The organism is Bacillus sp. GMa5/1, from assembly GCF_050172015.1.
In the GTDB taxonomy this organism is placed as follows: Bacteria; Bacillota; Bacilli; order Bacillales; family Bacillaceae_G; genus Bacillus_A; species Bacillus_A cereus.
The window spans coordinates 24,080-47,221 of the sequence record NZ_JBNLYC010000019.1 but is presented as its reverse complement, the minus strand read 5'-3'; the positions used below and the strand labels follow the sequence as shown (position 1 = coordinate 47,221).

Sequence of the window (23,142 nt, the reverse complement as noted above, 5' to 3'; positions counted from 1 at the left end):
TTTACATAAACATAGATACAATTTTAATATAATACATAACTGAGATGATTAAGGAGTGTTATACTTGGCAGAATTATTACAAGGTAAAAATGCTTTAATTACAGGAGCAGGTAGAGGGATTGGTCGCGCTGTAGCAATCGCATTAGCGAAAGAAGGCGTAAATGTAGGCTTATTAGCTCGTTCAGAAGAAAACTTAAAAGCTGTAGCGAAAGAAGTAGAAGCAGAAGGTGTAAAAGCTGTTATTGCAACTGCTGATGTTTCTTCATATGAAGAAGTGACGACTGCGATTGAAACGTTAAAAAATGGTTTAGGATCTATCGATATTTTAATTAATAACGCTGGTATTTCTAAATTCGGTAAGTTTTTAGAACTAGACGTTGCTGATTGGGAAAAAATCATTCAAGTAAACTTAATGGGTGTATACTATGCAACTCGTGCAGCTTTACCGAGCATGATTGAACAACAATCTGGTGATATCATTAACATTTCATCTACAGCAGGACAAAAAGGTGCACCTGTAACAAGTGCATATAGTGCTTCTAAATTTGGTGTCCTTGGCTTAACAGAATCGTTAGCGATGGAAGTTCGCAAACATAACATTCGTGTAACAGCTTTAACTCCAAGTACAGTAGCAACTGATATGGCTGTAGATTTAGGATTAACTGATGGAAACCCTGATAAAGTAATGCAAGCAGAAGATATTGCAGAATTTATCGTAGCGCAGCTGAAATTAAATAAACGTACATTTATTAAATCTGCTGGGCTTTGGTCTACTAATCCATAGGAATTAAATTTAACTTTAAAAGAAGGGATATCTATTCTGTAAGGGGTAGATGTCCTTTCTTTATTTTTTGTATTCGAGACAGAATTTTCGGTATAATTAAAAGTGAATGGTAGAAAGCATTGGGAAATTGAAAGGGATGGTAGTTGTAAAAGAGTGATGTAAGGAGGAAAAAGGGATGAAAAAGAAGTTTCAAAAATTATAACATGTATCGTGTATAACGAGATTAGCTCGTGGACCTCCAATATACATAACACTATATTATATATTAAAAAATTGGAGGATATAAGTAGATGAGAACTGAAAAAGAAATGTTAGACGTAATTATAAATATAGCAAAAGAGGATGAAAGAATTCGAGCAGTTATCATGAATGGATCGCGTGTAAATCCAAATGTGAAAAGAGATTGTTTTCAAGACTATGATATTATGTATGTTGTAAATGATATACAATCTTTTACGTCTAATCATAATTGGGTTCATAGATTTGGAGAAATAATGATAGTACAAATGCCAGAAGAAATGTCGTTAGTTCAACCAGATGAAGATGGGAAGTTTCCATATTTAATGCAGTTCATGGATGGGAATCGGATTGATTTAACGCTAGTTCCAGTTGAGTTAATAAAAAAGTTCGTTGGACAAGATAGTTTAAGTAAACTGCTTCTTGATAAAGATAATTGTATGGAAGGATTCCCGCCAGCAAGCGATAAGGATTACTTAATAAAAAAGCCTACAGAAAAAGAGTTTTTGGATTGCTGTAATGAATTTTGGTGGTGTAGTACAAATGTGGCAAAAGGGTTATGGAGAGAGGAACTTTCTTATGCAAAAGGAATGCTTGAAGGACCAGTGCGAGATATGTTCATCGTAATGCTAGAATGGCATATTGGTATGAAAACAGACTTTACAGTTAATACAGGGAAGTTTGGAAAGCATTTCGAGCAATATATTGAAGAAGATATGTGGGAGCAATTTAAAAGGACATTTTCTAATGCTGAATATGAAAACATATGGGAGTCATTCTTTGTCATGAGTGATTTATTTAGGGAAGTGGCGAACGAAATCGCTAACACGTATGAATATCAATATCCGCAAGAAGATGATGATAAAGTGACGAACTATTTAAAACATGTGAAAACTTTGCCAAAAGATAGTACATCAATTTATTAATAATATAAAGCAGTAAGACTGTCCTAATTAAGGACAGTCTTATTTTTGTTTATGAATAACAATTTCTCTAACAAAGTGCAGATGAATCACATATGAAAATTTAGGGAGGTTTTTTATCATGTATTATTTTTATTCGCCACAAATGTTTACTCCATATCAATGGGGACTAGAACGAGATGTTTCGTATGCTTATATGCCATATAACTCACTTTATTATGGAGAATATATAAGCGCATTGCCATACGCATATATCCCTCAAAGCTATGAAGTACAAATGAAAGCAGATGATCGTGGATCGTGGACACCATTTTCATGGGTTGAAAAATATGCGTACGCATTTTCAGGACCGTATAATAAAGCGGAAGTAGCTCTTACATTTGATGATGGACCAGATTCAGAATTCACGCCAAAAATATTAGATAAGTTAAAACAACATAATGTAAAAGCTACTTTTTTCTTACTTGGTGAAAACGCAGAAAAATTTCCGAACGTAGTAAAGCGTATTGCAAATGAAGGGCATGTAATTGGTAATCATACGTATAGTCATCCGAACTTAGCGAAAGTAAATGAGGATGAGTACCGTAATCAAATTATAAAAACGGAAGAAATATTAAATCGTTTAGCTGGTTATGCACCGAAGTTTATACGTCCGCCATACGGTGAAATACTTGAAAATCAATTAAAATGGTCCACAGAGCAAAATTTTATGATTGTACAGTGGAGTGTTGATACGGTTGATTGGAAAGGTGTGAGTGCTGATACGATTACAAATAATGTGTTAGGGAATTCATTTCCTGGAAGTGTCATCCTCCAACATTCAACACCAGGTGGGCATTTACAAGGATCTGTAGATGCACTAGACAAAATCATTCCGCAGTTAAAAACGAAAAGGGCACGTTTTGTAACACTTCCAAGTATGTTCCAGACATCAAAAGAAAGAAAGTGAATGTGTTATGAATTGGGAAAATAAGGTTTATGTCGTATAATGAAAGTGTAAGTTAGGGGGGATATAATTGATTTATGCACTAGTAAACATAGGAATAAGCATATTGATTGGTATTATTTTTGTACTTGCGGCAATTATTCTTCAAAAGAATCCACCGACCGATATTAATGCGGCATATGGTTATCGTACGAAACGATCTATGAAAAATAAGGAATTATGGGGTGCGGGTAACAGGTATAGTGCAGAAGTGATGAAGCAAAATGGATTCATCATGATGTTAATTGGAAGTGTTATTAGTATACTGTTTAGATACTCCCATACAACGTTAGCTATAATGATCTTTATGCTAGTACTAATCATTCGCTTATTCATACGAGTAGAGAAAAGATTGAAGGCACTTGAGCAATAATGAAAAATAGGACTCCACGCAATATAATGCTAGGAGTCCTATTTTATTTATAAACTATTATTTTCTAGTAAGTCTTTTCCTTGTTCAACAACAAATTCATAGTATGCAAGATCATATGGATAAATATCATCAAAAGTTATCGTTATCGGTTTATTGCTCAAAACAGAAGTAGCTGTAAAAGATGAAATTTCACCATTTAATAGTTGTAGAAAAGAAGTTGCATGTACTTTCATCACATCGTCTACTTCTTCACCTGGTGCGAATGGAAGTGGATTGATGACATTGTGAAAATACATATGACAAAATTCACGATCAGTAAGATTTGAAATTTCATAATCTATTTTAAAGATTCCTTTGTATACTAAATCAGTAGTTTGAAAGGAAAGCCCCAATTCTTCTTCGATTTCACGAAGACCACCAATTTGTACATCTTCATCATGCATAATATGTCCAGCTGAAGTAATATCCCATATAAGTGGAGCTTCTTTTTTATTTTTAGAGCGTAATTGGAAATATAAGAATATATCTTTAGCATCTTTTTCTACAAACCAACAATGAAATGTTTCGTGCCAATCACCGTCACGATGCACTTCATCGCGTAATTTCTTCCCAAGTGTATTTCTTTCAGAATCAAATATTGTTAACCACTCTGTCATTTTAATTCCCCTTTCTGCAAATTTTATTATACAATATTCGTATTGAATTTTGGGAAAATAAAGAAAAAGGGGCGATTATAAGTGGAGATAGAGCGTATGGAAATAAAATCGATTATTTCAACAGAGGAAGAGTTACGGAAAATATTGGGGAAACCAAGTGAGCGAGCATTGAAAAAAGTTATTTCATCATTAGACCACCATTGTGTAGATTTCCTTTCTAAATCTCCTTTTCTAGTATTATCTACTGCAAATAAGTTGGGGGAGTGTGACGCCTCGCCGAGAGGAGACGCACCTGGATTTGTATACGTACTCAATAATAATAAAATTATCATTCCAGAAAGGCCAGGAAATCGTCGTATAGACTCCATTTTGAATATTATTTCAAATCCACGTGTAGGACTAATCTTTTTTATTCCAGGTCTTGGGGAGACACTTAGAATAAATGGCCGAGCGTATATTACAAACGATGAAGAAATTTTGAAAGAAATGCAGGCGAATGGACGTAATCCGTTGCTTGGAATTGTTGTTGAAATAGAAGAGTGTTACATTCATTGTGCAAAAGCGTTTATTCGTTCGAAGATATGGGATCCAGAATCTTGGTTAAATAAAAAAGAGTTACCTTCAGCAGCAAAAATGTTGTTAGAGCATGCGAAAGTGAATGCTTCAGAAGAAGATGTTGCACGTTCTTTAGAAGAAAGTTATACAAAAAGATTGTATTAAAAATTTTATTGATATAATTTTGTAAGGTGAGTATGTACGGGTTTTAGAATGGGGATTTATCCCGCATTAACGGGCAGTAACACCCCTACCTCAAAATTCAGCGAAAGCAAAGAAGTTAGGTGGGGATCAACTGCCCGTAAAAGCCCGATTGGTGAAGGCTAATAATCAGTGGGGATGAACAAAATCCTCACTGATTAAAGTTTCACTTTATATATGAACCGTTGATTTATAAACTGGAGAAATGACAAAATAGGTAAATTGAGTGGCAGTTGCATAATGCTATTGTGAAATATAATAAAAAATTATTTTGAAAATAGTTAGTAAAAATAGGCTTGCTTTTTAAAAATTTGATAACTATAATAAGTTAACAAATAGACATGAACGAAAAAGTAATGATAAGGACACGAAATCATTTTTACGGTTTACAGAGAGGGAAGCCAAGGGTGTGAGCTTCCTAACACGAGAAATGATTTTACCACCTTTGAACTTCAATAGTGAACGAGTAATCTAGTAATTATTGGCGGTATCAGCCGTTATCTGAACTTGAGCAATCTAGGAGGAAATACGTCTAGATTGGAACAAGGGTGGAACCACGAAAACACATTCGTCCCTTTCCTAGGGATGGGTGTGTTTTTTTACTTTGAAAGGAGGTGCGGTAATATGAAACGATTTATAAGTACGGAAATAACCACCACCTGCATGACAAAAAAGCAGAGTAAGGTGATTTATAGATGTAACAATTAAACTTTTAGGAGGAGATTAGAAGATGAATAACGTTATAAATGTTGGGGTATTAGGTTTAGGTACGGTCGGAAGTGGTGTTGTTCATATTTTGAAAGAACATTATAAAAAAATCGCACTTGATACAGGATACGAAGTGAAAGTGAAAACAGTCGTTGTACGTGATTTGGAAAAAGAACGCGATGTTTGTATTGATGGAATTGCAGTAACAAGTCATGCAGATGAAGTTCTAAATGATTCAAATATTGATATTGTAGTAGAGGTAATGGGCGGAATTGAAGAAGCAAAACAGCATATTGTTAAGGCTTTACGAAATAAAAAACATGTCGTAACAGCAAATAAAGATTTAATGGCTGTATATGGTGCAGAGCTTCTTCAACTGGCGAACGATAATGATTGTGATTTATGTTACGAAGCGAGTGTAGCGGGCGGTATTCCAGTGTTAAGAGGACTAACTGATGGGTTAGCATCAGATCAAATTGAAAAAATAATGGGAATTGTAAATGGTACAACAAATTATATGTTAACAAAAATGAGTCAAAATGGATGGTCTTATGAAGAGGCTTTACAGGAAGCACAAAAATTAGGCTTTGCAGAATCGGATCCGACAGCAGATGTAGATGGACTAGATGCGGCGAGAAAAGTAGCAATTCTTGCAAACTTAGGTTTTTCGATGAATGTTTCATTAGATGATGTGCAAGTAAGAGGGATTCGAAAGGTCGAAAAAGAAGATTTACAAATGGCTGAAAAGTTAGGATTTACTATGAAGTTAATTGGTAAAGCTGAAAAACAAGGACCAGCCATTCATTTAAGTGTAGAACCGACGCTTTTACCGAGCCAGCATCCATTATCAAATGTGAATAATGAATTTAATGCGGTGTATGTCCATGGCCAAGCGGTAGGAGAAGTGATGTTTTATGGACCCGGAGCTGGGAAGTTACCGACTGGTTCTGCTGTAGTAAGTGATATTATTTCAATCGTTAAAAATATGAATCAAGTTCCGAAAAATAAAAGTGCGTTAAAAGAACCAGTTCCTTATGAATTACAAGGTGATGAAGAAGTAGTTTCGAAATATTTCTTACGCATTTCATTACAAGATGAGCCTGGGATGTTACAAAAAATAACAGAATGTTTCGTTAATTATTCTGTAAGTTTAAAAGAGGTTATTCAATTACCTTTAAACCGTGAACTGGCAGAAGTCGTTGTTGTGACACATCGAACTTCCAAGTATCAATTTGAACGAGTTTTAGAAGCGATAGAAGCTGTCGCAAGTGAAATAAACAGTTACTACATTATTGAGGAGGAAAAACAATATGTATAAAGGACTATTAAAACAATATGCGTCTTATTTACCGGTGAATGAAAATACACCTGATGTCAGCTTAATGGAAGGAAACACACCACTTATTCCATTATTAAATATATCAAAACAATTAGGGATTCAGCTATATGGTAAGTACGAAGGAGCGAATCCGACAGGTTCTTTTAAAGATCGTGGTATGGTCATGGCAGTTGCTAAGGCGAAAGAAGAAGGTTCAGAAGCAATCATTTGTGCATCAACAGGTAATACATCAGCGTCAGCTGCAGCATATGCGGCACGTCTTGGGATGAAATGCATTATCGTAATACCAGAAGGAAAGATTGCACATGGAAAATTAGCGCAAGCGGTCGCTTATGGAGCTGAAATTATTTCAATAGAAGGGAATTTCGATGATGCGCTTAAGGCTGTAAGAAATATTGCTGCAGAAGAGCCGATTACGTTAGTAAACTCAGTAAATCCTTATCGAATTGAAGGGCAAAAAACAGCAGCGTTTGAAATTTGTGACCAATTGCAAAATGCACCAGATGTTCTAGCTATCCCTGTTGGGAATGCAGGGAATATTACAGCGTATTGGAAAGGCTTCTGTGAATATGAGAAAGAAAAAGGTTATAAAAAGCCAAGAATTCATGGCTTTGAAGCGGAAGGAGCAGCTGCAATTGTAAAAGGGCATGTAATTGAAGAGCCTGAAACAATTGCAACAGCGATTCGCATCGGTAACCCAGCAAGTTGGTCGTATGCAGTAGAGGCTGCCGAGCAGTCTCGTGGTGAAATAGATATGGTATCAGATGAAGAAATTTTACATGCGTATAGGTTATTAGCAAAAACTGAAGGAGTTTTCGCTGAACCAGGATCAAATGCTTCATTAGCCGGCGTAATTAAACATGTTCAATCTGGGAAAATCAAAAAGGGAGAAACAGTTGTTGCGGTATTAACTGGAAATGGTTTGAAGGATCCTGATATCGCTATTTCTTCAAATCAACTAGACATCGCAAGTGTGTCAAATGATATAGAACAAATTAAAGATCATATTAAAGGGGTGATTATGTCGTGATACCATTTAGCGTTCGTGTCCCTGCTAGTACGGCGAATGTTGGTCCTGGATTTGATTCAGTTGGAATAGCTTTGTCATTGTATTTAGGTGTGGTGGTTAAAGAAAAAGCTGATAAATGGCAAGTAATCCATTCCTTTGAAGAATCAATTCCGACAGACGATAAAAATTTAATCGTTAGCACGGCATGTAAAGTATGTCCTTCTATATCACCCCATATAATAGAAGTTACTAGTAATATCCCATTAACGAGAGGGCTAGGAAGTAGTGCATCAGCGATTGTAGCTGGGATAGAGCTTGCGAATCAACTAGGCAATTTGAACTTAACTGCTGATCAAAAAGTTCAAATTGCTACAAATTTTGAAGGACATCCTGATAATGTTGCTGCTTCTATATTAGGTGGAACTGTAATTGGAGCACTTGATGGAAAGGATGTTTCCGTCGTAAGAATTGAGAGCAAGGAATTGGGTGTAATTTCTCTCATTCCGAATGCAGAATTAAATACAGATGAAAGTCGATCTGTATTACCAAAGATGTTTCCGTTTCATGAGGCAGTTAAAGCTAGTGCGATAAGTAACGTATTAGTAGCTGCATTATGTCAAAAGCGGTGGGAAGTTGTAGGTGAAATGATGGAGAGAGACCATTTTCACGAACCATATCGTTTAGAACTCGTACCATTATTACCATCTATTCGTAAATGCGCAAAAGAATTTGGTGCGTACGGCACAGCACTTAGTGGTGCGGGGCCATCTATTTTTATATTAACGCCATATGAGAAGCGTCAAGAAATCGCTGAGCAATTAGCGAGAGTATTTACAGATATGAAAGTATGTGAGCTTGAAATCGACCATAAAGGTATTATTGTAAATAAGGAAGAGCATATTGGATCGTAAAGAAAGCTGGCATGGCTAGCTTTCTTTACGTTGCAAACCTATTTTAAATTAGGTTTTTTCGGAAAAATATAAAACAAATGTTGATTTTGAATAATGTAAGTAAAGAGTGCATTCATTTTGGAGGTGATTAAATGAATAAAGAGTCACCAGAAGAAAAAAGAGAGCGTATGAGACAAAGTGAATTAAAAAGTAATCCTACGGGTTCTTTACGTGACGGACTCAATAGAGCGGAAACGGGTAGTCCAGTTGATATAGCAGGCGGTATGAATTGGAAAGGTACAGGAATAATCATTTTAGTACTACTTTTAGGATACATTGTATACACTTATTTTTTCAGTTGAAGAATGCTTGTTAAAATTTTGATTTGTTTAGTTTCATAATTGTTGAGAAAAAATGTAGTTACTGTATTACATATCTTCTAAGCGAATTATAGTTGTTCATATCAACTTTTAATACTCCAAACAGAGCTAGCAAAATGCTAGCTCTATTATTTTTTGCCACATTCCTGTAACAAAGCATCTGTATATTCATTGGTGGAGGTGCAGAGGATGAAAAAAATGATAGCGATATGTCTTCTTACAACTATGTCGTTTTCGACTTTAGTCGGTTGTGACGTAAAAGGTAGTAATGCTGTACAAGAGTCTAAAATAAAGAAAGCGACGTATAAAGATTTTACTTATGATGTAAATCCAGAAACATTCACATTAACTGTAGAACATGAGGGGGCAAAGGAACAGGCATCACAACCCCTACCGAAAATGAAGGTATCGAATGTAAAAAAAGAAAAGGATCGTACATCGTGGGAATATCCAGATCAAAAAGTAAAAATAAAATTAGAAAAGAAAAAAGACCACTTAAACATTGAAGTGGAATCGACTGGTGCAGAAAGCTTTACATGGCCGAAAGTAGAAGCTGAAAATTATACACTTCCGTTATGGGAGGGTAAGCAAATTCCGAGCAATGATGAGAATTGGAAGAAGTTTTTAAAGGATGATGCATATTCATTTGCTGAATCATTTTCTATGAAGTTTTTCGCATTAAATGGTTCGAAATATTCAATTGTATATATTGCAACGAATATGTTTAATAATGAATTGAAATTTCATTCGGATCCGAAAATAGGATTTGATTTTACACATGAATTTCCGAGCATAAATAAAAATAAAACATATGGATTTCAATTATATGTGACAAATAATGATGCGGTAAGCATTGCTAAACTGTATAAGGATGATATTGTTCGAAAAGGTGAATTTAAAACATTACAAGAAAAGGCTAGAAAAAATAAAGAAATCGAAAAGTTATATGGAGCGGCGCATTTTTATTTTTGGAATCAAAATGGTTTATTAGAAAATAATATAAATTGGCCAAAACTAAGGGAGCAAATAAATAGCCCGCTGTTTAGTCATATAAAAGAACTTATTCAAAAGAATAGTTCCGAGCCTGGGGAACTGAATGTATTGGATCAAGTAAGTAAACAAGATTTCATTGATAAGTATCAAAAAAATGTTATTTTACGTTATATAAACGAAGTATTATCGATGAAGGAATTTTATAAAGAGGATATTTTTCAAAACGTTAATCAGGAAGCTAGTGTGCTATTAAAGAAAGGTGTAGGTCACTTAACGAATACAGAATTGTATAGCTTAAATAAGCATTTATTAAAGTCGCTACTTGGTGATGCGGTTGAAGAGGTAAGTAAATGGGGTAATGCAGATGGAACGGATATATTAAAGGAAATGAAAGAGGCAGGAATAGAAAAAGCGTGGATTGGTCTGCCGAACTGGGAACAAGGATTTATGCAACCTAATTTCGTGACAAAAGCTAAGGAAATGGGGTATTTAGTTGGTCCGTATGATTCGTATCATTCCATTCACGAAAAAAGTGATAAAAATTGGAACACAGCATCCTTTAATGACCCGTCATTATACGAAGAGGCTACTGTAACGAAGAAAAACGGAGAAAAGGTGCAAGGCTTTTTAGGAAGAGGTCGCAAGTTAAATCCGACTTTATCGCTGCCTAGTGTAAAGGAACGCATGAATGATATATTACAAAATGGTCCTAAATATAATTCATGGTTTATTGATTGTGATGCGACAGGTGAAATTTACGATGACTATTCAGCGAAACATATAACGACGCAAGAGCAAGATTTAAAAGCACGTTTAAAACGAATGGACTACATTGCGCAAGAAAAGGGTATGGTCGTTGGTTCTGAAGGCGGAAATGATTTTGCTAGTAGTACGATTGCATTTGCACACGGAATTGAAACACCTGTTATTAAATGGGACGATGAAGATATGCGGAAAAATAAAACAAGTCCGTATTATGTCGGTGGATATTGGTCACCAAATCAAAATGTGCCTGAAAAATATGCAAAACAAGTACCATTGAAAGAAGAATATAAACAAGTATATTTAAACCCAGTATATTCGGTACCATTATATAAATTAGTATACAATGATTCCGTTATTACAACGCATCATTGGGAATGGGGAAGTTTAAAGGTAAAAGATGAAGTTGGAAATCGAATGCTGTCTGAATTATTGTATAATGTTCCTCCGTTGTACCATTTAGATGAAGTAGAGTGGAATAAGCATAAAAAAGAAATTACAGAGCATCTAAAAGTTTGGAATGAAGTTCATGAAAAAGCAGTAAAAGAAGAGATGACGAATTTTGCGTATTTGTCAGAAGATAAGCTAGTACAATCTGTTTCTTATGGAAAAGATATTAAAATCATTGTGAACTTCTCAAATGAAGACATGGAAGTAGAAAAAACGAAAATAAAAGCAAAGTCGGCTTACATTGATAATCAGGGGAAGAAAAGTGTGTATACGCCGTTTGAGAAATAATAAAGTTAAATATACTGTATTCATAGAGATTTTATAATTAGCTGGATTCTTTATTCATATCGTTTGTTAGGAAAAAGACATTCTAATTTAAAATGAAAGAGTTAATAAATTTGTAAATCCGTATGTTGCGAAGTGTTAAATTTTTGAAATTGGTAAATAGTGACTTGCCAAAAATAAGTACGAGAGTATAATGTGAAATGGAATACGTATTGGGTTTAAGTAGTAACCTTACAAAATTGTAAGGTTAGTGAAAGGAAATTCAATATGAAGATAAATAGACTTACATTATACTTGGTAAAGAGAAAGAGAGGCGAATGGGTATGAGCTCTGAATTAGAACAAAATACGAGAAGTAATAAAAAGCGTTCTAAAAGAAAGTCAATAAAATGGTTCATATTAATTCCATTTTTCCTACTTATTTTTGGAGGAGTAGGATATGGTTCGTTTATATATAATAAAGCAAAAGCTGTTGTAAATGATGCGTATGCAAAAATTGATAAGTCATCAAAGCGTGATAAAGAAGTTGAACCTTTAAAGGATAATATTTCAATATTAATCATGGGTGTAGATGGAAGTGAAATGAGAAAAAGCCAATATGGCGAAGCAGTTCGAACAGATGCACTTTTATTAGCAACAATTAATAAAGATGATAAGTCTGTTAAGCTAGTAAGTATTCCACGTGATTCACGTGTTTACATTCCAACTAGAAAAAAATTAGATAAAATTACTCATGCTCACGTATTTGGTGGCGTAGAAAGCACACGTGATACGGTGGAAAGATTTTTAAATGTCCCTGTTGATTATTATGTGAAGTTTAACTTTGAATCATTCGTACAAATTGTCGATTCAATTGGTGGTATTGATATTGATGTACCAGTTACTTTCACTGAACAAGATAGTAAAGACCAAGCTGGTATGATCCATTTAGAAAAAGGTTACCAACATTTAAATGGAGAACAAGCACTTGCACTTGCAAGAACGCGTAAAATTGATAGTGACGCAATGCGTGGACAGAGACAGCAACTTGTAATAGAAGCAATTGCTAAAAAAGCGATGTCTGTTCAATCAATTAGCAAAATGGGCTCTTTACTGGATGCGGTTGATAAAAATATGAAAACGAACTTAACATTTGACGATATGCTGGCCATTACAAAAAATATGGCAGGATCTAATTTGGAAATGGAAAAAATGCAAATAGAAGGTACAGATAAACGTATCGGTGGTATTTATTATTACATTCCAAATGAAAAAAATGTAAAAGACATTTCCAAAAAATTAAATGATCATTTAGGTGTAACGCCAAAATCAGTCCGAAACGAATAATAAAAAAAGATTGGCTTTTGCCAATCTTTTTTTATGGGAATGTATTTGTAACTTTTCTGTAACGATTTTTTAGTTTAGAAAAATTATACTCATATGTATGAGTATAATGGATAGGTAAAAAAGTAAAAGGACATATTCAAAATTTGTGGTAAGGAAAGATATCATATGCAGAAATGGTTAAGCATGATGGGAATTATCTTTATATTGACTGGATGTAAAATGTCTGAGGCTCCAACAAGTCTAATGGAAGCTCCTACAAATGAAAAATGGATTAATGAATTAAAGGAACAAATTGATAAAGATTTACCTGTTAATTATCGCTTACTTACTCCAATGTCTAACAAAGATAAACAGATGATTTGGTCAATGAATTTTAAACAAGATAATAAGAAAGAAGCCATCTTATTTTATAAATTGCCGAATGAAGATCATAGCGTATATTTAGCCGTATATGAAGAAATCGGAAATGGCTGGAGAATAAAGTCCACACATAAATTTGATGGAGGAGATGTAGATATCGTTGAAGTCGGTGATTTTACAGGGAACGGGAAGAGAGAGTTGTTAATCGGAATCTCTGTAAATCGTGAATCGTTAGAACATGTTATGTATGTTTTTTCGGAAGAAAATGAAGAGATGAAGGAAATATATAATCGAAGTTATACGAAGTTATTCATAGAGGATCTAAATGAAAATGGACTGAAAGATATAAGCCTTGTTACATTTGAAAAAGATGAGAAGCTGACAGTTGAGTTCATGGAACAATTTAAGACTTTATCTGAAGTGTCATACGATCCATTTATAAATAGTATTCAAAGAATACAAATGGGTCGTATATCTAAATCACTAAAGGCGGTAGTAATTGATGCAGGAGTTGGCGCTCATTCAGGTATAACTTATGTAGCAAAATTTGATCAGGATCATTATGAAGTATTACCTATAGATGGGAAAGAAGATTTATTTAATGAATATGTTGTAGAAAGTAAAGATGTTAATGAAGACGGCATTATTGAATTTGTTCGTACTGTACGTCCAAAAGGTTGGGAGGATAAATCACATGGCGATAGTCCGCTTTTTGAACGTTACATACAGTGGAGTGAATCTGGAATTAAACCAATTGAAGAACGATATATAGATATAGAAAAAGGATATTATGTGAAAATTCCTAAAGAGTTAATAGGGAAAATTACAATACCAGATCAGCAAAAAGAATCAAATTCTCAAAAGTTTTTGGATACAAGAACAAATGAAATATGGCTTGAAGTTCATATTTTTAAGCGGAAAGAATGGTTCAATATAAAAGGCTACAGCGCAGCAATTAAAACAGCTTCTCACGTATATGCAGTACCGAAGCAATCGAAATTTGAAAAAGTGAAAGAATATATAAAACCGCTAGCGGATTATCAACAAGAGTAGGAGGTGGGAATTATGTCAACAATTTTAGTTTTAGAAGATGAATTAACAATCCGTAGCTTTATTGTTTTAAATTTAAAACGTGCTGGATTTTATGTAATAGAAGCTACTACTGGAGAAGAAGCGTTACAGATTTTGAGTGAACAAACTGTTGATATAGCACTGCTGGATGTTATGTTACCGGGAATTGATGGTTTAGAAGTTTGTAAGGCTATCAGGAAAGAAAATGAAAAAATGGGTATTATTATGTTAACCGCACGTGTACAAGATGAAGATAAGGTGCAAGGACTAGGAATAGGGGCAGATGATTATATTGCAAAACCGTTTAGTCCAGTAGTATTAACTGCACGTATACAGTCTTTATTAAGAAGAATAGAAGTACATGAAGAAAAAACGAATATTGTTACGTCAGGTCCATTTTCGTTAAATATTATAGAAGAAAGATTGTATAAAGATGGACAATTAGTCGATTTAACACCTACAGAGTATATGATATTACAGTATTTAATGAATCAGGCTTCAAAGCCAGTTTCGCGTGATGAAATTTTAAATATGATTTGGGGAACCAATTACGTAGGTGAAACGAAAGTAGTAGATGTAAATATGAGACGGTTACGTCAAAAAATAGAATGTAATCCATCAGAACCTGAATTTATTCTTACGGTGTGGGGAAAAGGATATGTGTGGAAGGAAAGTATAAGATGAAACGGAAAGTGACTCTATATTTTATGACGGTCATTACACTTATGCTTGTATTATTTGAAGTTGTATTTTCAGTTTCAATTTATCGATACTATTATAATGGTATTGTGCAATATATAGAGTCTCATGCGAAAACGAGTACACGTTTTTTTTCAGAATACAATTCACTATACTTTATTCGATTACAAGAATATAGTGGTGACATAATTAGTAGCTTTCAATTAGAAGGAACAGAATTACAGTTAATTGATCGTCACGGCTCGGTTATACAATCTTCAAGTGGTGAAAAGGTAGAAGGTAAAGTGAATATTCCACAATCATTATTAGAAGGTGAAATGTATAATCAAGTTACTACGAAAGGTAATAAAAAACAACTAGAGGTGCTAAGCCCACTTATACATCAAGGACAAACTATTGGTGTTTTAAAATACACGACTGTTTTAACAAATGTAAATAAAAAGATTATTGAAATTATTACGTTTACTATTTCTGTAGGTATTGTTATTTCAGGAGTTGCCTTCTTAATTAGTAGACGTTTGGCAAATTCATTTGTTGAGCCAATTGAATCCATTATTCAAGCCTCTTCACAAATTGCAGAAGGCACATTAAAGCAAAAAATTAAAGAAGATTATCCTGGAGAATTAGGTGACTTGGCACATAGTTTAAATTATATGGCCTATAAAATAGATAAGGCTGAGCAGATGAAAAATGAATTCATTGCTTCTATTTCGCACGAAATACGAACGCCTTTAACAGGAATTAAAGGTTGGAGTGAGACGTTAAAAACAGTAGATCATTTAACAGAAGAAGAAATAAAGCAAGGTATGGGCATTATTTCAGGTGAGACAGATAGGTTGATTCATTTAGTAGAAGAATTGCTAGATTTTTCAAGATTACAATCAAATCATTTTAATTTATATAAACAAAAGGTGCAATTGTACGATATACTAGAGGAGACGATTTGGCAATTAACTCCTAAATCGGAAGAGAAGGAAATTCAATTTATTACTACTATAGACCGAATTGAATTGATGGGAGATCGAAATAGGCTAAAGCAAGTTTTCTTGAATATTGTTCAAAATGCAATTAAGTATTCACATGAAAAAAGCACAATACACATTGAAGCGACTAAAATAGAAGGACAAGCAGTGATTAAGGTAAGAGACGAAGGGATTGGAATTGCTAAAGAACATTTACCATATATTGAGCAATCATTTTACCAAATTAATAATCATGCTGCAGGTGCAGGTATTGGTTTAGCTATCGTTAAAAAAATGGTAGAGCTTCATGGCGGTGCGCTTAGTGTTACAAGCAAAGAAGGAATAGGAACAACAATTTTGATAAAACTCCCATTATAATACAAATAAAATCTATTTATATGGTGAAATAAAAATAAATAGATGTATAATTATATTGGGCGATTTATATATAAGATTAATAGGGAGAGGAATTCGATAGAATGGAAAAAGCTTTAAAAATTAAACAAATAGTAGTCGTTTTAATAGCGATTGCCGCAGTAGCTATTGGGTATTACATGTTTCAATCAATTACTTCACCAGCAAAAGCTGTTGCGAAACAAGAAAATGTAGTGCAGCTTGCAAGTGAACAGCCGAAAGTTGAAATGAATAAAACGGCACCAAGTCGTTTTAATGGAAAAGAAAGAAAAGTTGCTTATCTTACATTTGACGATGGGCCAGGGAAATATACGGCTGAATTATTAAATACGCTAAAACAACATGATGCGAAGGCGACGTTCTTTTTAATTGGAGCGAATGTAAAAGAATTTCCTGATTTAGTGAAACGTGAAAATGCTGAGGGTCATTATGTAGGCATGCATAGTATGACACATAATTTCGCAAAGTTATATAAAAATGGCGAGTATGTAAATGAGATGAAAGAAGATCAAGGTTTAATCGCTAATATTATTGGGAAATCACCTAAATTAACACGTCCTCCATATGGTTCGATGCCTGGATTAAATGAAGGTCTTCGAAATAAAGTGGTAGAAGGCGGATTTAAAGTATGGGATTGGACAATTGATTCATTAGATTGGAAATACAATAAAATGCCAGTTGATGCAGCTGCAGCACAAATTGCTCAAAATGTATTAACAAACGCAACAAAACCACAAGAAGTAATTTTAATGCATGATATTCACCCGCAATCAGTTGCTGCTGTGCCAGCAATTTTAAAAGGGCTAAAAGAAAAAGGTTATGAGTTCGAAGCTTATCATGAAGAAAGTCACTTCCCAGTGAACTTCTGGCATGATAACCGTATGTAATGGAGGAATGAACGTTGAAGTATGGAAAAGTAGCAGTAGTTGGAGCATTATCAGTAGGACTTTTAACAGGTTGTTTCGGTGAAAAGCCAGAAGAAAATCTATATACAGCTTTTGAAACAGCAGCAACACAAGAAAAATCTTTAGTGGATGAAGCAAAAAAATTAGAGCAGTTAGAGAAACAAGGGCAAGAATTATATGCTCAAATTTTGCAAGAAGGTAAAGATCATAATGAAGCAGTTGTGAAGAAAATAGAGCAAGCTACTGCAAATGTAGATGATCGTGAAAAAGTATTGAAAAGTGAGAAAGAAATGCTAGAAAAAGCACAGAAGGAAACGAAATCTGTTCAAAGTAATATAGAGAAGATTGAAGATAAGAAGTTACAAAAACAAGCAAAAGCAGTAGAAGAGTCGTATAAGAATCGTTATGATGCATTCCAAAAGATGAATGAAAATTACACGAAAGTGTTAGCGACTGAAAAAGAACTGTATGAAAAATTAAAAGTAAAAGAAACGAAATTAAAAGAAATCGGTGAAAAAGTTAAAACTGTTAATGAATTAAATGTGGAAGCACAAAAGTCGAAAGAGCAGTTTAACAAATTTACAAAAGAGTATAATGACAGTAAATTAGCATTCTACAAAGATGCAGAAATTAAGATTAAAGATCAGAAATAAAGAAGAATCTAAAGTGTAATAAAAAGCCGGAGAAACATCGTTATAAATGTTTTTTCGGTTTTTTACGTTAAATGAATAGAAAAGACTGGAATTGATATCATAAAAGAGTTATAGTGAGTTATTCTAAGGGAAACATTGTAAAGTAAGGAGAATGGGAATATGTCATATGAATTTTTACTCAAATTAGGTTTAGCACTCTTTTTAGGATTATTCATCGGGATAGATAGGCAGCTAAAGAATAAACCACTGGGTGTGAAAACAAGTATGGTTATTTCTGTAGCAAGTTGTTTAATTACGATGGTTTCAATTGAATCTGTGCATGTATATTCTGTTCCAGGACATACAAATATGGATCCGATGCGACTGGCCGCTCAAATTGTTAGTGGAATTGGTTTTCTTGGCGCAGGTGTCATTTTACGAAGAAGTAATGACGTTATTTCTGGATTAACAACAGCTTCTATGGTGTGGGCTGCTTCAGCTTTAGGGATCGCAATTGGTGCAGGATTTTATTTACAAGCGACAGTTGCTATGGTTTTAATTATTTTAGCGATTAATGTACTTCCGCAACTTGTGAAAATTGCAGGACCGTATTCATTAAGACAAAAGGATTTATCTATAAAAATTACTGTTAAAGAGCATCATGAGTTAGATGGTATATTTAAGCAAATTAAAAATTTAGGCATGCATGTGAAACGCGTGAAAATTAAAGATATAGATAGTGGAGCATTTCAGCAACTGGAGATGGTTATTTTAGCTCCAGAAGATTTATATACAACAGAGTTATATAGTTCCCTGAAAGAGATTGATCGAGTAGTTTCAGTTGAAGTGGAAAGTAGATAATTGTGATAAAAAAGAGTGAAGTTCAAATTCACTCTTTTTTATTTGGATTTTTAAGGAATGAAATTGATATAATGATGAGTAATAAGGGGGGAGAAATGATGGGAATACATATTAGAAGAGCAATAAAGGATGATATACCAGGTATAGCAAAGGTGCATGTTGATAGTTGGAAGACAGCGTATAAAGGGATATTTGCTGACGAAATTCTAGATAATATAGCATATGAGAAACGAGAAAAACAATGGGAAGATATTTTTCAAAAAGAAGGTAATCATCAATTTAGATTTGTAGCAGAGAATTTAAATGGAGAAATAGTTGGATTCATCGATGGGGGAGTAGAAAGAACTGGTACATATAATTGTGATGGAGAATTATATGCAATCTACCTTTTACAACAGTATCAAGGAATGAAAATAGGACAAAAGTTATTTCAAGCTTTATTATCGGATTGTATAAACAATGATATGCAATCACTTTTAGTTTGGGTTGTTACGAATAATCCTTCTAAAAAGTTTTATGAAAAATTTACCCCTGAAAAAATTGATACGAAATTTTTAGAGAGAGTAAGGGTAGAAGAAACAGCGTATTGTTGGAGAGATTTAAATTTGTTACAAAAACAAACAGCTATATAGATTTATACATATAATAATATTATGTAAACATATCATAGGGAAAGGTATACCTCATTTGGTGTACCTTTTTATTAATCCATCAAAAAATGGATTAATAAAAAATAGTAGGTAATTAGTTTGAAAGCAAGAAATTTTCTAGTGTACTTTTAACTAGATTAAAGAAAAGGAAGAAAAAAATAAAAATTTAATTTGATAAAAAAATTCTGAAATATACTCTTGAATTGAATATCATTATCAATTAGAATCATAATTGATAACGATATTCAATTATCAATTATAATATGAAATTCCGATAGCGTTAATATAAAGAGGAGGAACTAACAGTAAGTTAAAACATAAGTAAACGTGGATATGCGTAATGAAAAATATAAGCTCGATGACTGCATGGAGAGAAATGTTTCAACCATCACCATCGCACACAAAGATAGGGTTTTCCGTTTTGATTATGATTGGTTTGATGGATTTCTTCATAAGTTGGGAGTCAAAGTTATCATTGTTACTAATGAAAGGTTGTCTCCACAAGAAGAGTTTGCTTAGTATTTGATATCTGTTATTCACATATTTAGTTGTAGGATATACAGATTGAGGAAATACAAAAAGAGAATGTCGGAGGATGAAGATCTATGAAAAAAGCATATCTAATAGAGATTAAGCCGACAAATGAACAAATAACCAAGATCCATCAAACGATTGGAGTGTGCAGGTATGTTTACAATCTATATCTTTCAAAAAACAAAGAGATATATGAATCCGAGGGGAAATTTCTTAGTGGCTATGAATTTTCTAAATGGCTAAACAACATTCATACAAAAGAATGTGACCAGTGGATAAAAGAAATATCAAGTAAAGCTGTAAAACAAGCGATTATGAACGGAGATAAAGCTTTTAAGCGATTTTTTAAAGGTTTATCTAAGTTTCCACGCTACAAGAAAAAGAAAAATGAAGATGTAAAATGTTATTTCCCTAAAAACAACAAAACAGATTGGATAGTTGAAAGACATAGAGTAAAAATCCCTACGATTGGATGAATGAGATTAAAAGAGTATGGATATATTTCAAAAGATGCGGTTGTAAAAAGCGGAACGATAGCTAAAAGAGCAGGAAAATATTTTGTATCTGTGCTTTGTGAATTGGAAGAAACAAAAGCGAAGCCAACACTCCATTCAACGGGTGTAGGCATTGATTTAGGCGTGAAAGATTTCGCTGTACGTAGCGATGGGAAAATTCACAAAAATATAAACAAAACAGGAAAAGTAAAAAAGATAGAAAAGCGGTTAAAACGTGAACAACGCTCTTTATCACGTAAATTTGAAAATCTAAAAAAGAGAGGTGAACACTCTGTTACTAATAAAAGAGCGAATATAGATAAAAACATTCTTAGGGTGCAAAAACTACATGCCAAGTTAGCAAACATTCGATTAGCGTATGTAAAGTCTGTTGTAAATGGTGTGGTGAAAACCAAGCCAACGTTTATTACAGTAGAAGATTTGAATGTGAAAGGTATGATGAAGAATAAACATCTATCTAAAGCAGTTGCTAAGCAGTGCTTTTATACATTTAAAACATGGTTATTGACGAAGTGTGAGGAATATGGAATTGAACTGCGTCAAGTAGACAGGTTCTATTCATCTTCAAAGCTATGTTCATGTTGTGGTCAAAAGAAAGTAGACTTAAAGCTATCCGACCGAGTATATGAATGTGACTGTGGAAATGTAATGGATAGAGATTTGAACGCGTCAATCAACCTTTTACAAGCAAAAGAATATATAATACTAACGTAAATAGATTGTATATATGTACGGTGGGCTACATCGGAATTTACGCCTGTGGAGTGTTACAGCAAACTGTAGTAGCGAGTGATTGGCGAGACAGGACACGTAGAAGCAGGAATACTCTAAGAATGTACATTTATCTATATTTTTAGTAGCAGGACCAACATGCAGCATGCGAAACAAATCGCAGAACATGCAACATTACAAAGCTTTTTAAACTGTTATTTAAGAGAAACAGGGAGTGGAGAATGGATTACAGAGGATGAAAGAATGAAAAGTATCTTCAGTAATACGTTGAATAGAGATACAGTCCCCACATATTTATGTTGTCGGCTATCGGCACAGAACGTTACTTTGTATGGAGAAGTTATATATAAATCATCAACAGATCGCCATTTGTTTGGAGAACAATTTTATTATCAAATTGGAGATAGTAATTCCGTTATTACAGCAGATTACGTTACAGTTATTCCGTTTTTAATAAAAGAGATGTCGATCAACTACGGAGAAGGAACGAATCCTGCGGAACTTATGCTTCGAGTTATCCGTAGTTGTCAAAATATTGAGGAATTTACAAAAGAGAGAATAGAAGATACATCCGCATTATACGGTTTCCATACAACTTTTATAGAAGCGGAGCAGTCTTTATTATTTGGGCATTTAACTCATCCTACACCAAAGAGTAGACAGGGGATATTGGATTGGAAAAGTGCAATGTATTCTCCAGAATTAAAAGGGGAATGTCAGCTTCATTATTTTAGGGCACATAAAAGTATAGTAAATGAAAAATCATTATTATCAGATTCTACAACAACGATTATAAAAGAAGAATTAAGTAATGATGAGATGGTTAGTAAGGAATTTATAGCGAAGTACTGTAAGGAAGATCAATATGCATTAATTCCAATTCATCCGCTTCAGGCAGAATGGCTCTTGCATCAAGCTTACGTACAAGATTGGATAATTCAAGAATTGCTTGAGTATATTGGTCCTGTAGGTAAGTATTATATGGCAACATCATCACTAAGGACGCTATATCATCCCAATTCGAAGTATATGCTTAAGTTTTCATTTCCGGTGAAAGTAACGAATTCAATGCGTATTAATAAACTGAAAGAACTTGAGAGTGGTCTTGAAGGGAAGGAAATGTTAAATACGGCTATTGGTGAAGTACGAGAAAGATTTCCAGGATTTGATTTTATTTGTGATCCAGCCTTTATTACATTAAATTATGGAACACAAGAATCTGGATTTGAAGTGATTATTCGTGAGAATCCTTTTTATAGTGAACATGCAAACGACGCAACATTAATTGCTGGGCTAGTTCAAGACGCTATACCTGGGGAGCGTACGCGGTTATCGAATATTATTCATCGCCTAGCAGATTTAGAAAGTAAAAGCTGTGAAGAAGTAAGCTTAGAGTGGTTTAGACGATATATGAATATTTCTTTAAAGCCAATGGTATGGATGTATTTACAGTATGGTGTTGCATTAGAAGCTCATCAGCAAAATAGCGTTGTTCAGCTAAAAGATGGTTATCCGGTCAAATATTATTTCCGTGATAATCAAGGATTTTATTTCTGTAATTCAATGAAAGAGATGCTTAATAATGAATTAGCTGGTATTGGAGAACGTACTGGAAATTTATATGACGACTATATTGTGGATGAGAGATTTCGTTACTACTTAATTTTCAATCATATGTTTGGCCTCATTAATGGTTTTGGCACAGCAGGATTAATTAAGGAGGAAATTCTTCTCTCGGAATTAAGGTCTGTACTTGAATCATTCCTTCCATATAACCGGGAACCTTCTACATTTTTAAGAGAATTATTGGACGAAGATAAGTTAGCGTGTAAAGCAAATTTACTAACGAGATTTTTCGATGTCGATGAGTTAAGTAATCCATTGGAGCAAGCTATTTATGTGCAAGTACATAATCCACTCGTTAGAGAAGTGGCTGTTCGTTCATAAATAAC

20 protein-coding genes, 1 pseudogene and 1 other annotated feature are annotated in these 23,142 nt (G+C 33.8%); of the genes and pseudogenes, 20 read left to right on the top strand and 1 reads right to left on the bottom strand.

What is annotated here, in order from left to right; all coding sequences use genetic code 11:
* The first annotated feature begins 64 nt into the window (after positions 1–64).
* The 4 genes from ACQGSG_RS07580 (at position 65) to ACQGSG_RS07565 (ending at position 3,302) form a co-directional block, all read left to right on the top strand.
* Positions 65–784, top strand: a complete 720-nt coding sequence (locus tag ACQGSG_RS07580) for a 3-ketoacyl-ACP reductase (protein ID WP_000818985.1) — start codon at positions 65–67, stop codon at positions 782–784.
* Between the two features lie 290 nt (positions 785–1,074).
* A complete protein-coding gene (locus ACQGSG_RS07575) occupies positions 1,075–1,947 on the top strand; it encodes an aminoglycoside 6-adenylyltransferase (RefSeq protein ID WP_001258541.1) in 873 nt (290 codons plus the stop codon).
* A 118-nt stretch (positions 1,948–2,065) separates the two neighbouring features.
* Positions 2,066–2,893, top strand: coding sequence for a peptidoglycan-N-acetylglucosamine deacetylase (locus ACQGSG_RS07570; RefSeq protein ID WP_325842689.1), 828 nt, complete (start codon positions 2,066–2,068; stop codon positions 2,891–2,893).
* Positions 2,894–2,963: 70 nt separating this feature from the next.
* The gene (locus ACQGSG_RS07565; RefSeq protein WP_033667343.1) at positions 2,964–3,302 is read left to right on the top strand and encodes an SdpI family protein; all 339 of its coding nucleotides are present in this window, start codon (positions 2,964–2,966) and stop codon (positions 3,300–3,302) included.
* Positions 3,303–3,349: 47 nt separating this feature from the next.
* On the opposite strand, the gene ACQGSG_RS07560 is transcribed toward ACQGSG_RS07565, so the two are convergent.
* A complete protein-coding gene (locus ACQGSG_RS07560; RefSeq protein WP_000141384.1) occupies positions 3,350–3,958 on the bottom strand; it encodes an NUDIX hydrolase in 609 nt (202 codons plus the stop codon).
* 81 nt (positions 3,959–4,039) lie between these two features.
* Here ACQGSG_RS07560 and ACQGSG_RS07555 point away from each other — a divergent pair, with 81 nt between their 5' ends.
* The 16 genes and pseudogenes from ACQGSG_RS07555 to ACQGSG_RS07480 all read left to right on the top strand — a co-directional run bounded on the left by ACQGSG_RS07555 (position 4,040) and on the right by ACQGSG_RS07480 (position 23,137).
* Complete coding sequence (locus tag ACQGSG_RS07555) at positions 4,040–4,678, top strand: pyridoxamine 5'-phosphate oxidase family protein (RefSeq protein ID WP_061457078.1); 639 nt, start codon at positions 4,040–4,042, stop codon at positions 4,676–4,678.
* A 383-nt stretch (positions 4,679–5,061) separates the two neighbouring features.
* Positions 5,062–5,293, top strand: a binding site (T-box leader).
* 151 nt (positions 5,294–5,444) lie between these two features.
* Entirely contained in the window at positions 5,445–6,740 is a 1,296-nt protein-coding gene (locus tag ACQGSG_RS07550; protein ID WP_001066899.1) for a homoserine dehydrogenase, read from the top strand.
* Positions 6,733–7,791, top strand: a complete 1,059-nt coding sequence (gene thrC, locus ACQGSG_RS07545; RefSeq protein ID WP_000276439.1) for a threonine synthase — start codon at positions 6,733–6,735, stop codon at positions 7,789–7,791. Before ACQGSG_RS07550 ends, thrC begins: the two co-directional genes overlap by 8 nt.
* Positions 7,788–8,681: a homoserine kinase gene (thrB, locus tag ACQGSG_RS07540; protein WP_000612105.1), complete on the top strand. Its 894-nt coding sequence runs from the start codon at positions 7,788–7,790 to the stop codon at positions 8,679–8,681. Before thrC ends, thrB begins: the two co-directional genes overlap by 4 nt.
* A gap of 131 nt (positions 8,682–8,812) precedes the next feature.
* Positions 8,813–9,022, top strand: coding sequence for a DUF6366 family protein (locus ACQGSG_RS07535; RefSeq protein ID WP_001031483.1), 210 nt, complete (start codon positions 8,813–8,815; stop codon positions 9,020–9,022).
* Between the two features lie 207 nt (positions 9,023–9,229).
* A complete protein-coding gene (locus ACQGSG_RS07530; protein ID WP_000738150.1) occupies positions 9,230–11,533 on the top strand; it encodes a glycoside hydrolase in 2,304 nt (767 codons plus the stop codon).
* A gap of 320 nt (positions 11,534–11,853) precedes the next feature.
* Positions 11,854–12,855 carry an LCP family protein gene (locus tag ACQGSG_RS07525; RefSeq protein ID WP_001987131.1) on the top strand — a complete coding sequence of 334 codons (1,002 nt, stop codon included), beginning with the start codon at positions 11,854–11,856 and terminating at the stop codon, positions 12,853–12,855.
* Between the two features lie 165 nt (positions 12,856–13,020).
* Positions 13,021–14,268, top strand: coding sequence for a hypothetical protein (locus ACQGSG_RS07520; protein ID WP_001174863.1), 1,248 nt, complete (start codon positions 13,021–13,023; stop codon positions 14,266–14,268).
* A 12-nt stretch (positions 14,269–14,280) separates the two neighbouring features.
* Positions 14,281–14,970, top strand: coding sequence for a response regulator transcription factor (locus tag ACQGSG_RS07515; RefSeq protein ID WP_325842656.1), 690 nt, complete (start codon positions 14,281–14,283; stop codon positions 14,968–14,970).
* Positions 14,967–16,325: a sensor histidine kinase gene (locus tag ACQGSG_RS07510; RefSeq protein ID WP_000824531.1), complete on the top strand. Its 1,359-nt coding sequence runs from the start codon at positions 14,967–14,969 to the stop codon at positions 16,323–16,325. Before ACQGSG_RS07515 ends, ACQGSG_RS07510 begins: the two co-directional genes overlap by 4 nt.
* A gap of 101 nt (positions 16,326–16,426) precedes the next feature.
* Positions 16,427–17,248, top strand: a complete 822-nt coding sequence (locus tag ACQGSG_RS07505; protein ID WP_000409482.1) for a peptidoglycan-N-acetylglucosamine deacetylase — start codon at positions 16,427–16,429, stop codon at positions 17,246–17,248.
* A gap of 14 nt (positions 17,249–17,262) precedes the next feature.
* Positions 17,263–17,919 (top strand): YkyA family protein, encoded by a 657-nt coding sequence (locus tag ACQGSG_RS07500; RefSeq protein WP_000873565.1) that lies wholly within the window; start codon positions 17,263–17,265, stop codon positions 17,917–17,919.
* Positions 17,920–18,078: 159 nt separating this feature from the next.
* On the top strand, positions 18,079–18,759 hold the full coding sequence (locus tag ACQGSG_RS07495; protein WP_000119510.1) for an MgtC/SapB family protein: 681 nt from the start codon (positions 18,079–18,081) through the stop codon (positions 18,757–18,759).
* Between the two features lie 95 nt (positions 18,760–18,854).
* Positions 18,855–19,391 carry a GNAT family N-acetyltransferase gene (locus tag ACQGSG_RS07490; RefSeq protein ID WP_002100922.1) on the top strand — a complete coding sequence of 179 codons (537 nt, stop codon included), beginning with the start codon at positions 18,855–18,857 and terminating at the stop codon, positions 19,389–19,391.
* A 623-nt stretch (positions 19,392–20,014) separates the two neighbouring features.
* Positions 20,015–21,172 (top strand): annotated as a pseudogene (locus ACQGSG_RS07485) (RNA-guided endonuclease InsQ/TnpB family protein).
* Positions 21,173–21,328: 156 nt separating this feature from the next.
* Positions 21,329–23,137, top strand: coding sequence for an IucA/IucC family protein (locus tag ACQGSG_RS07480; protein WP_097995051.1), 1,809 nt, complete (start codon positions 21,329–21,331; stop codon positions 23,135–23,137).
* The last annotated feature ends 5 nt before the right edge of the window (positions 23,138–23,142 follow it).

Bases quoted from the DNA above. Each gene is read 5' to 3' on its own strand.
- ACQGSG_RS07575 (WP_001258541.1), top strand. From the start codon at position 1,075: ATGAGAACTGAAAAAGAAATGTTAGACGTAATTATAAATATAGCAAAA.
- ACQGSG_RS07570 (WP_325842689.1), top strand. From the start codon at position 2,066: ATGTATTATTTTTATTCGCCACAAATGTTTACTCCATATCAATGGGGA.
- ACQGSG_RS07560 (WP_000141384.1), bottom strand. From the start codon at position 3,958: ATGACAGAGTGGTTAACAATATTTGATTCTGAAAGAAATACACTTGGG.
- ACQGSG_RS07550 (WP_001066899.1), top strand. From the start codon at position 5,445: ATGAATAACGTTATAAATGTTGGGGTATTAGGTTTAGGTACGGTCGGA.
- thrC (WP_000276439.1), top strand. From the start codon at position 6,733: ATGTATAAAGGACTATTAAAACAATATGCGTCTTATTTACCGGTGAAT.
- ACQGSG_RS07535 (WP_001031483.1), top strand. From the start codon at position 8,813: ATGAATAAAGAGTCACCAGAAGAAAAAAGAGAGCGTATGAGACAAAGT.
- ACQGSG_RS07530 (WP_000738150.1), top strand. From the start codon at position 9,230: ATGAAAAAAATGATAGCGATATGTCTTCTTACAACTATGTCGTTTTCG.
- ACQGSG_RS07525 (WP_001987131.1), top strand. From the start codon at position 11,854: ATGAGCTCTGAATTAGAACAAAATACGAGAAGTAATAAAAAGCGTTCT.
- ACQGSG_RS07520 (WP_001174863.1), top strand. From the start codon at position 13,021: ATGCAGAAATGGTTAAGCATGATGGGAATTATCTTTATATTGACTGGA.
- ACQGSG_RS07515 (WP_325842656.1), top strand. From the start codon at position 14,281: ATGTCAACAATTTTAGTTTTAGAAGATGAATTAACAATCCGTAGCTTT.
- ACQGSG_RS07510 (WP_000824531.1), top strand. From the start codon at position 14,967: ATGAAACGGAAAGTGACTCTATATTTTATGACGGTCATTACACTTATG.
- ACQGSG_RS07505 (WP_000409482.1), top strand. From the start codon at position 16,427: ATGGAAAAAGCTTTAAAAATTAAACAAATAGTAGTCGTTTTAATAGCG.
- ACQGSG_RS07495 (WP_000119510.1), top strand. From the start codon at position 18,079: ATGTCATATGAATTTTTACTCAAATTAGGTTTAGCACTCTTTTTAGGA.
- ACQGSG_RS07490 (WP_002100922.1), top strand. From the start codon at position 18,855: ATGATGGGAATACATATTAGAAGAGCAATAAAGGATGATATACCAGGT.
- ACQGSG_RS07480 (WP_097995051.1), top strand. From the start codon at position 21,329: ATGCAGCATGCGAAACAAATCGCAGAACATGCAACATTACAAAGCTTT.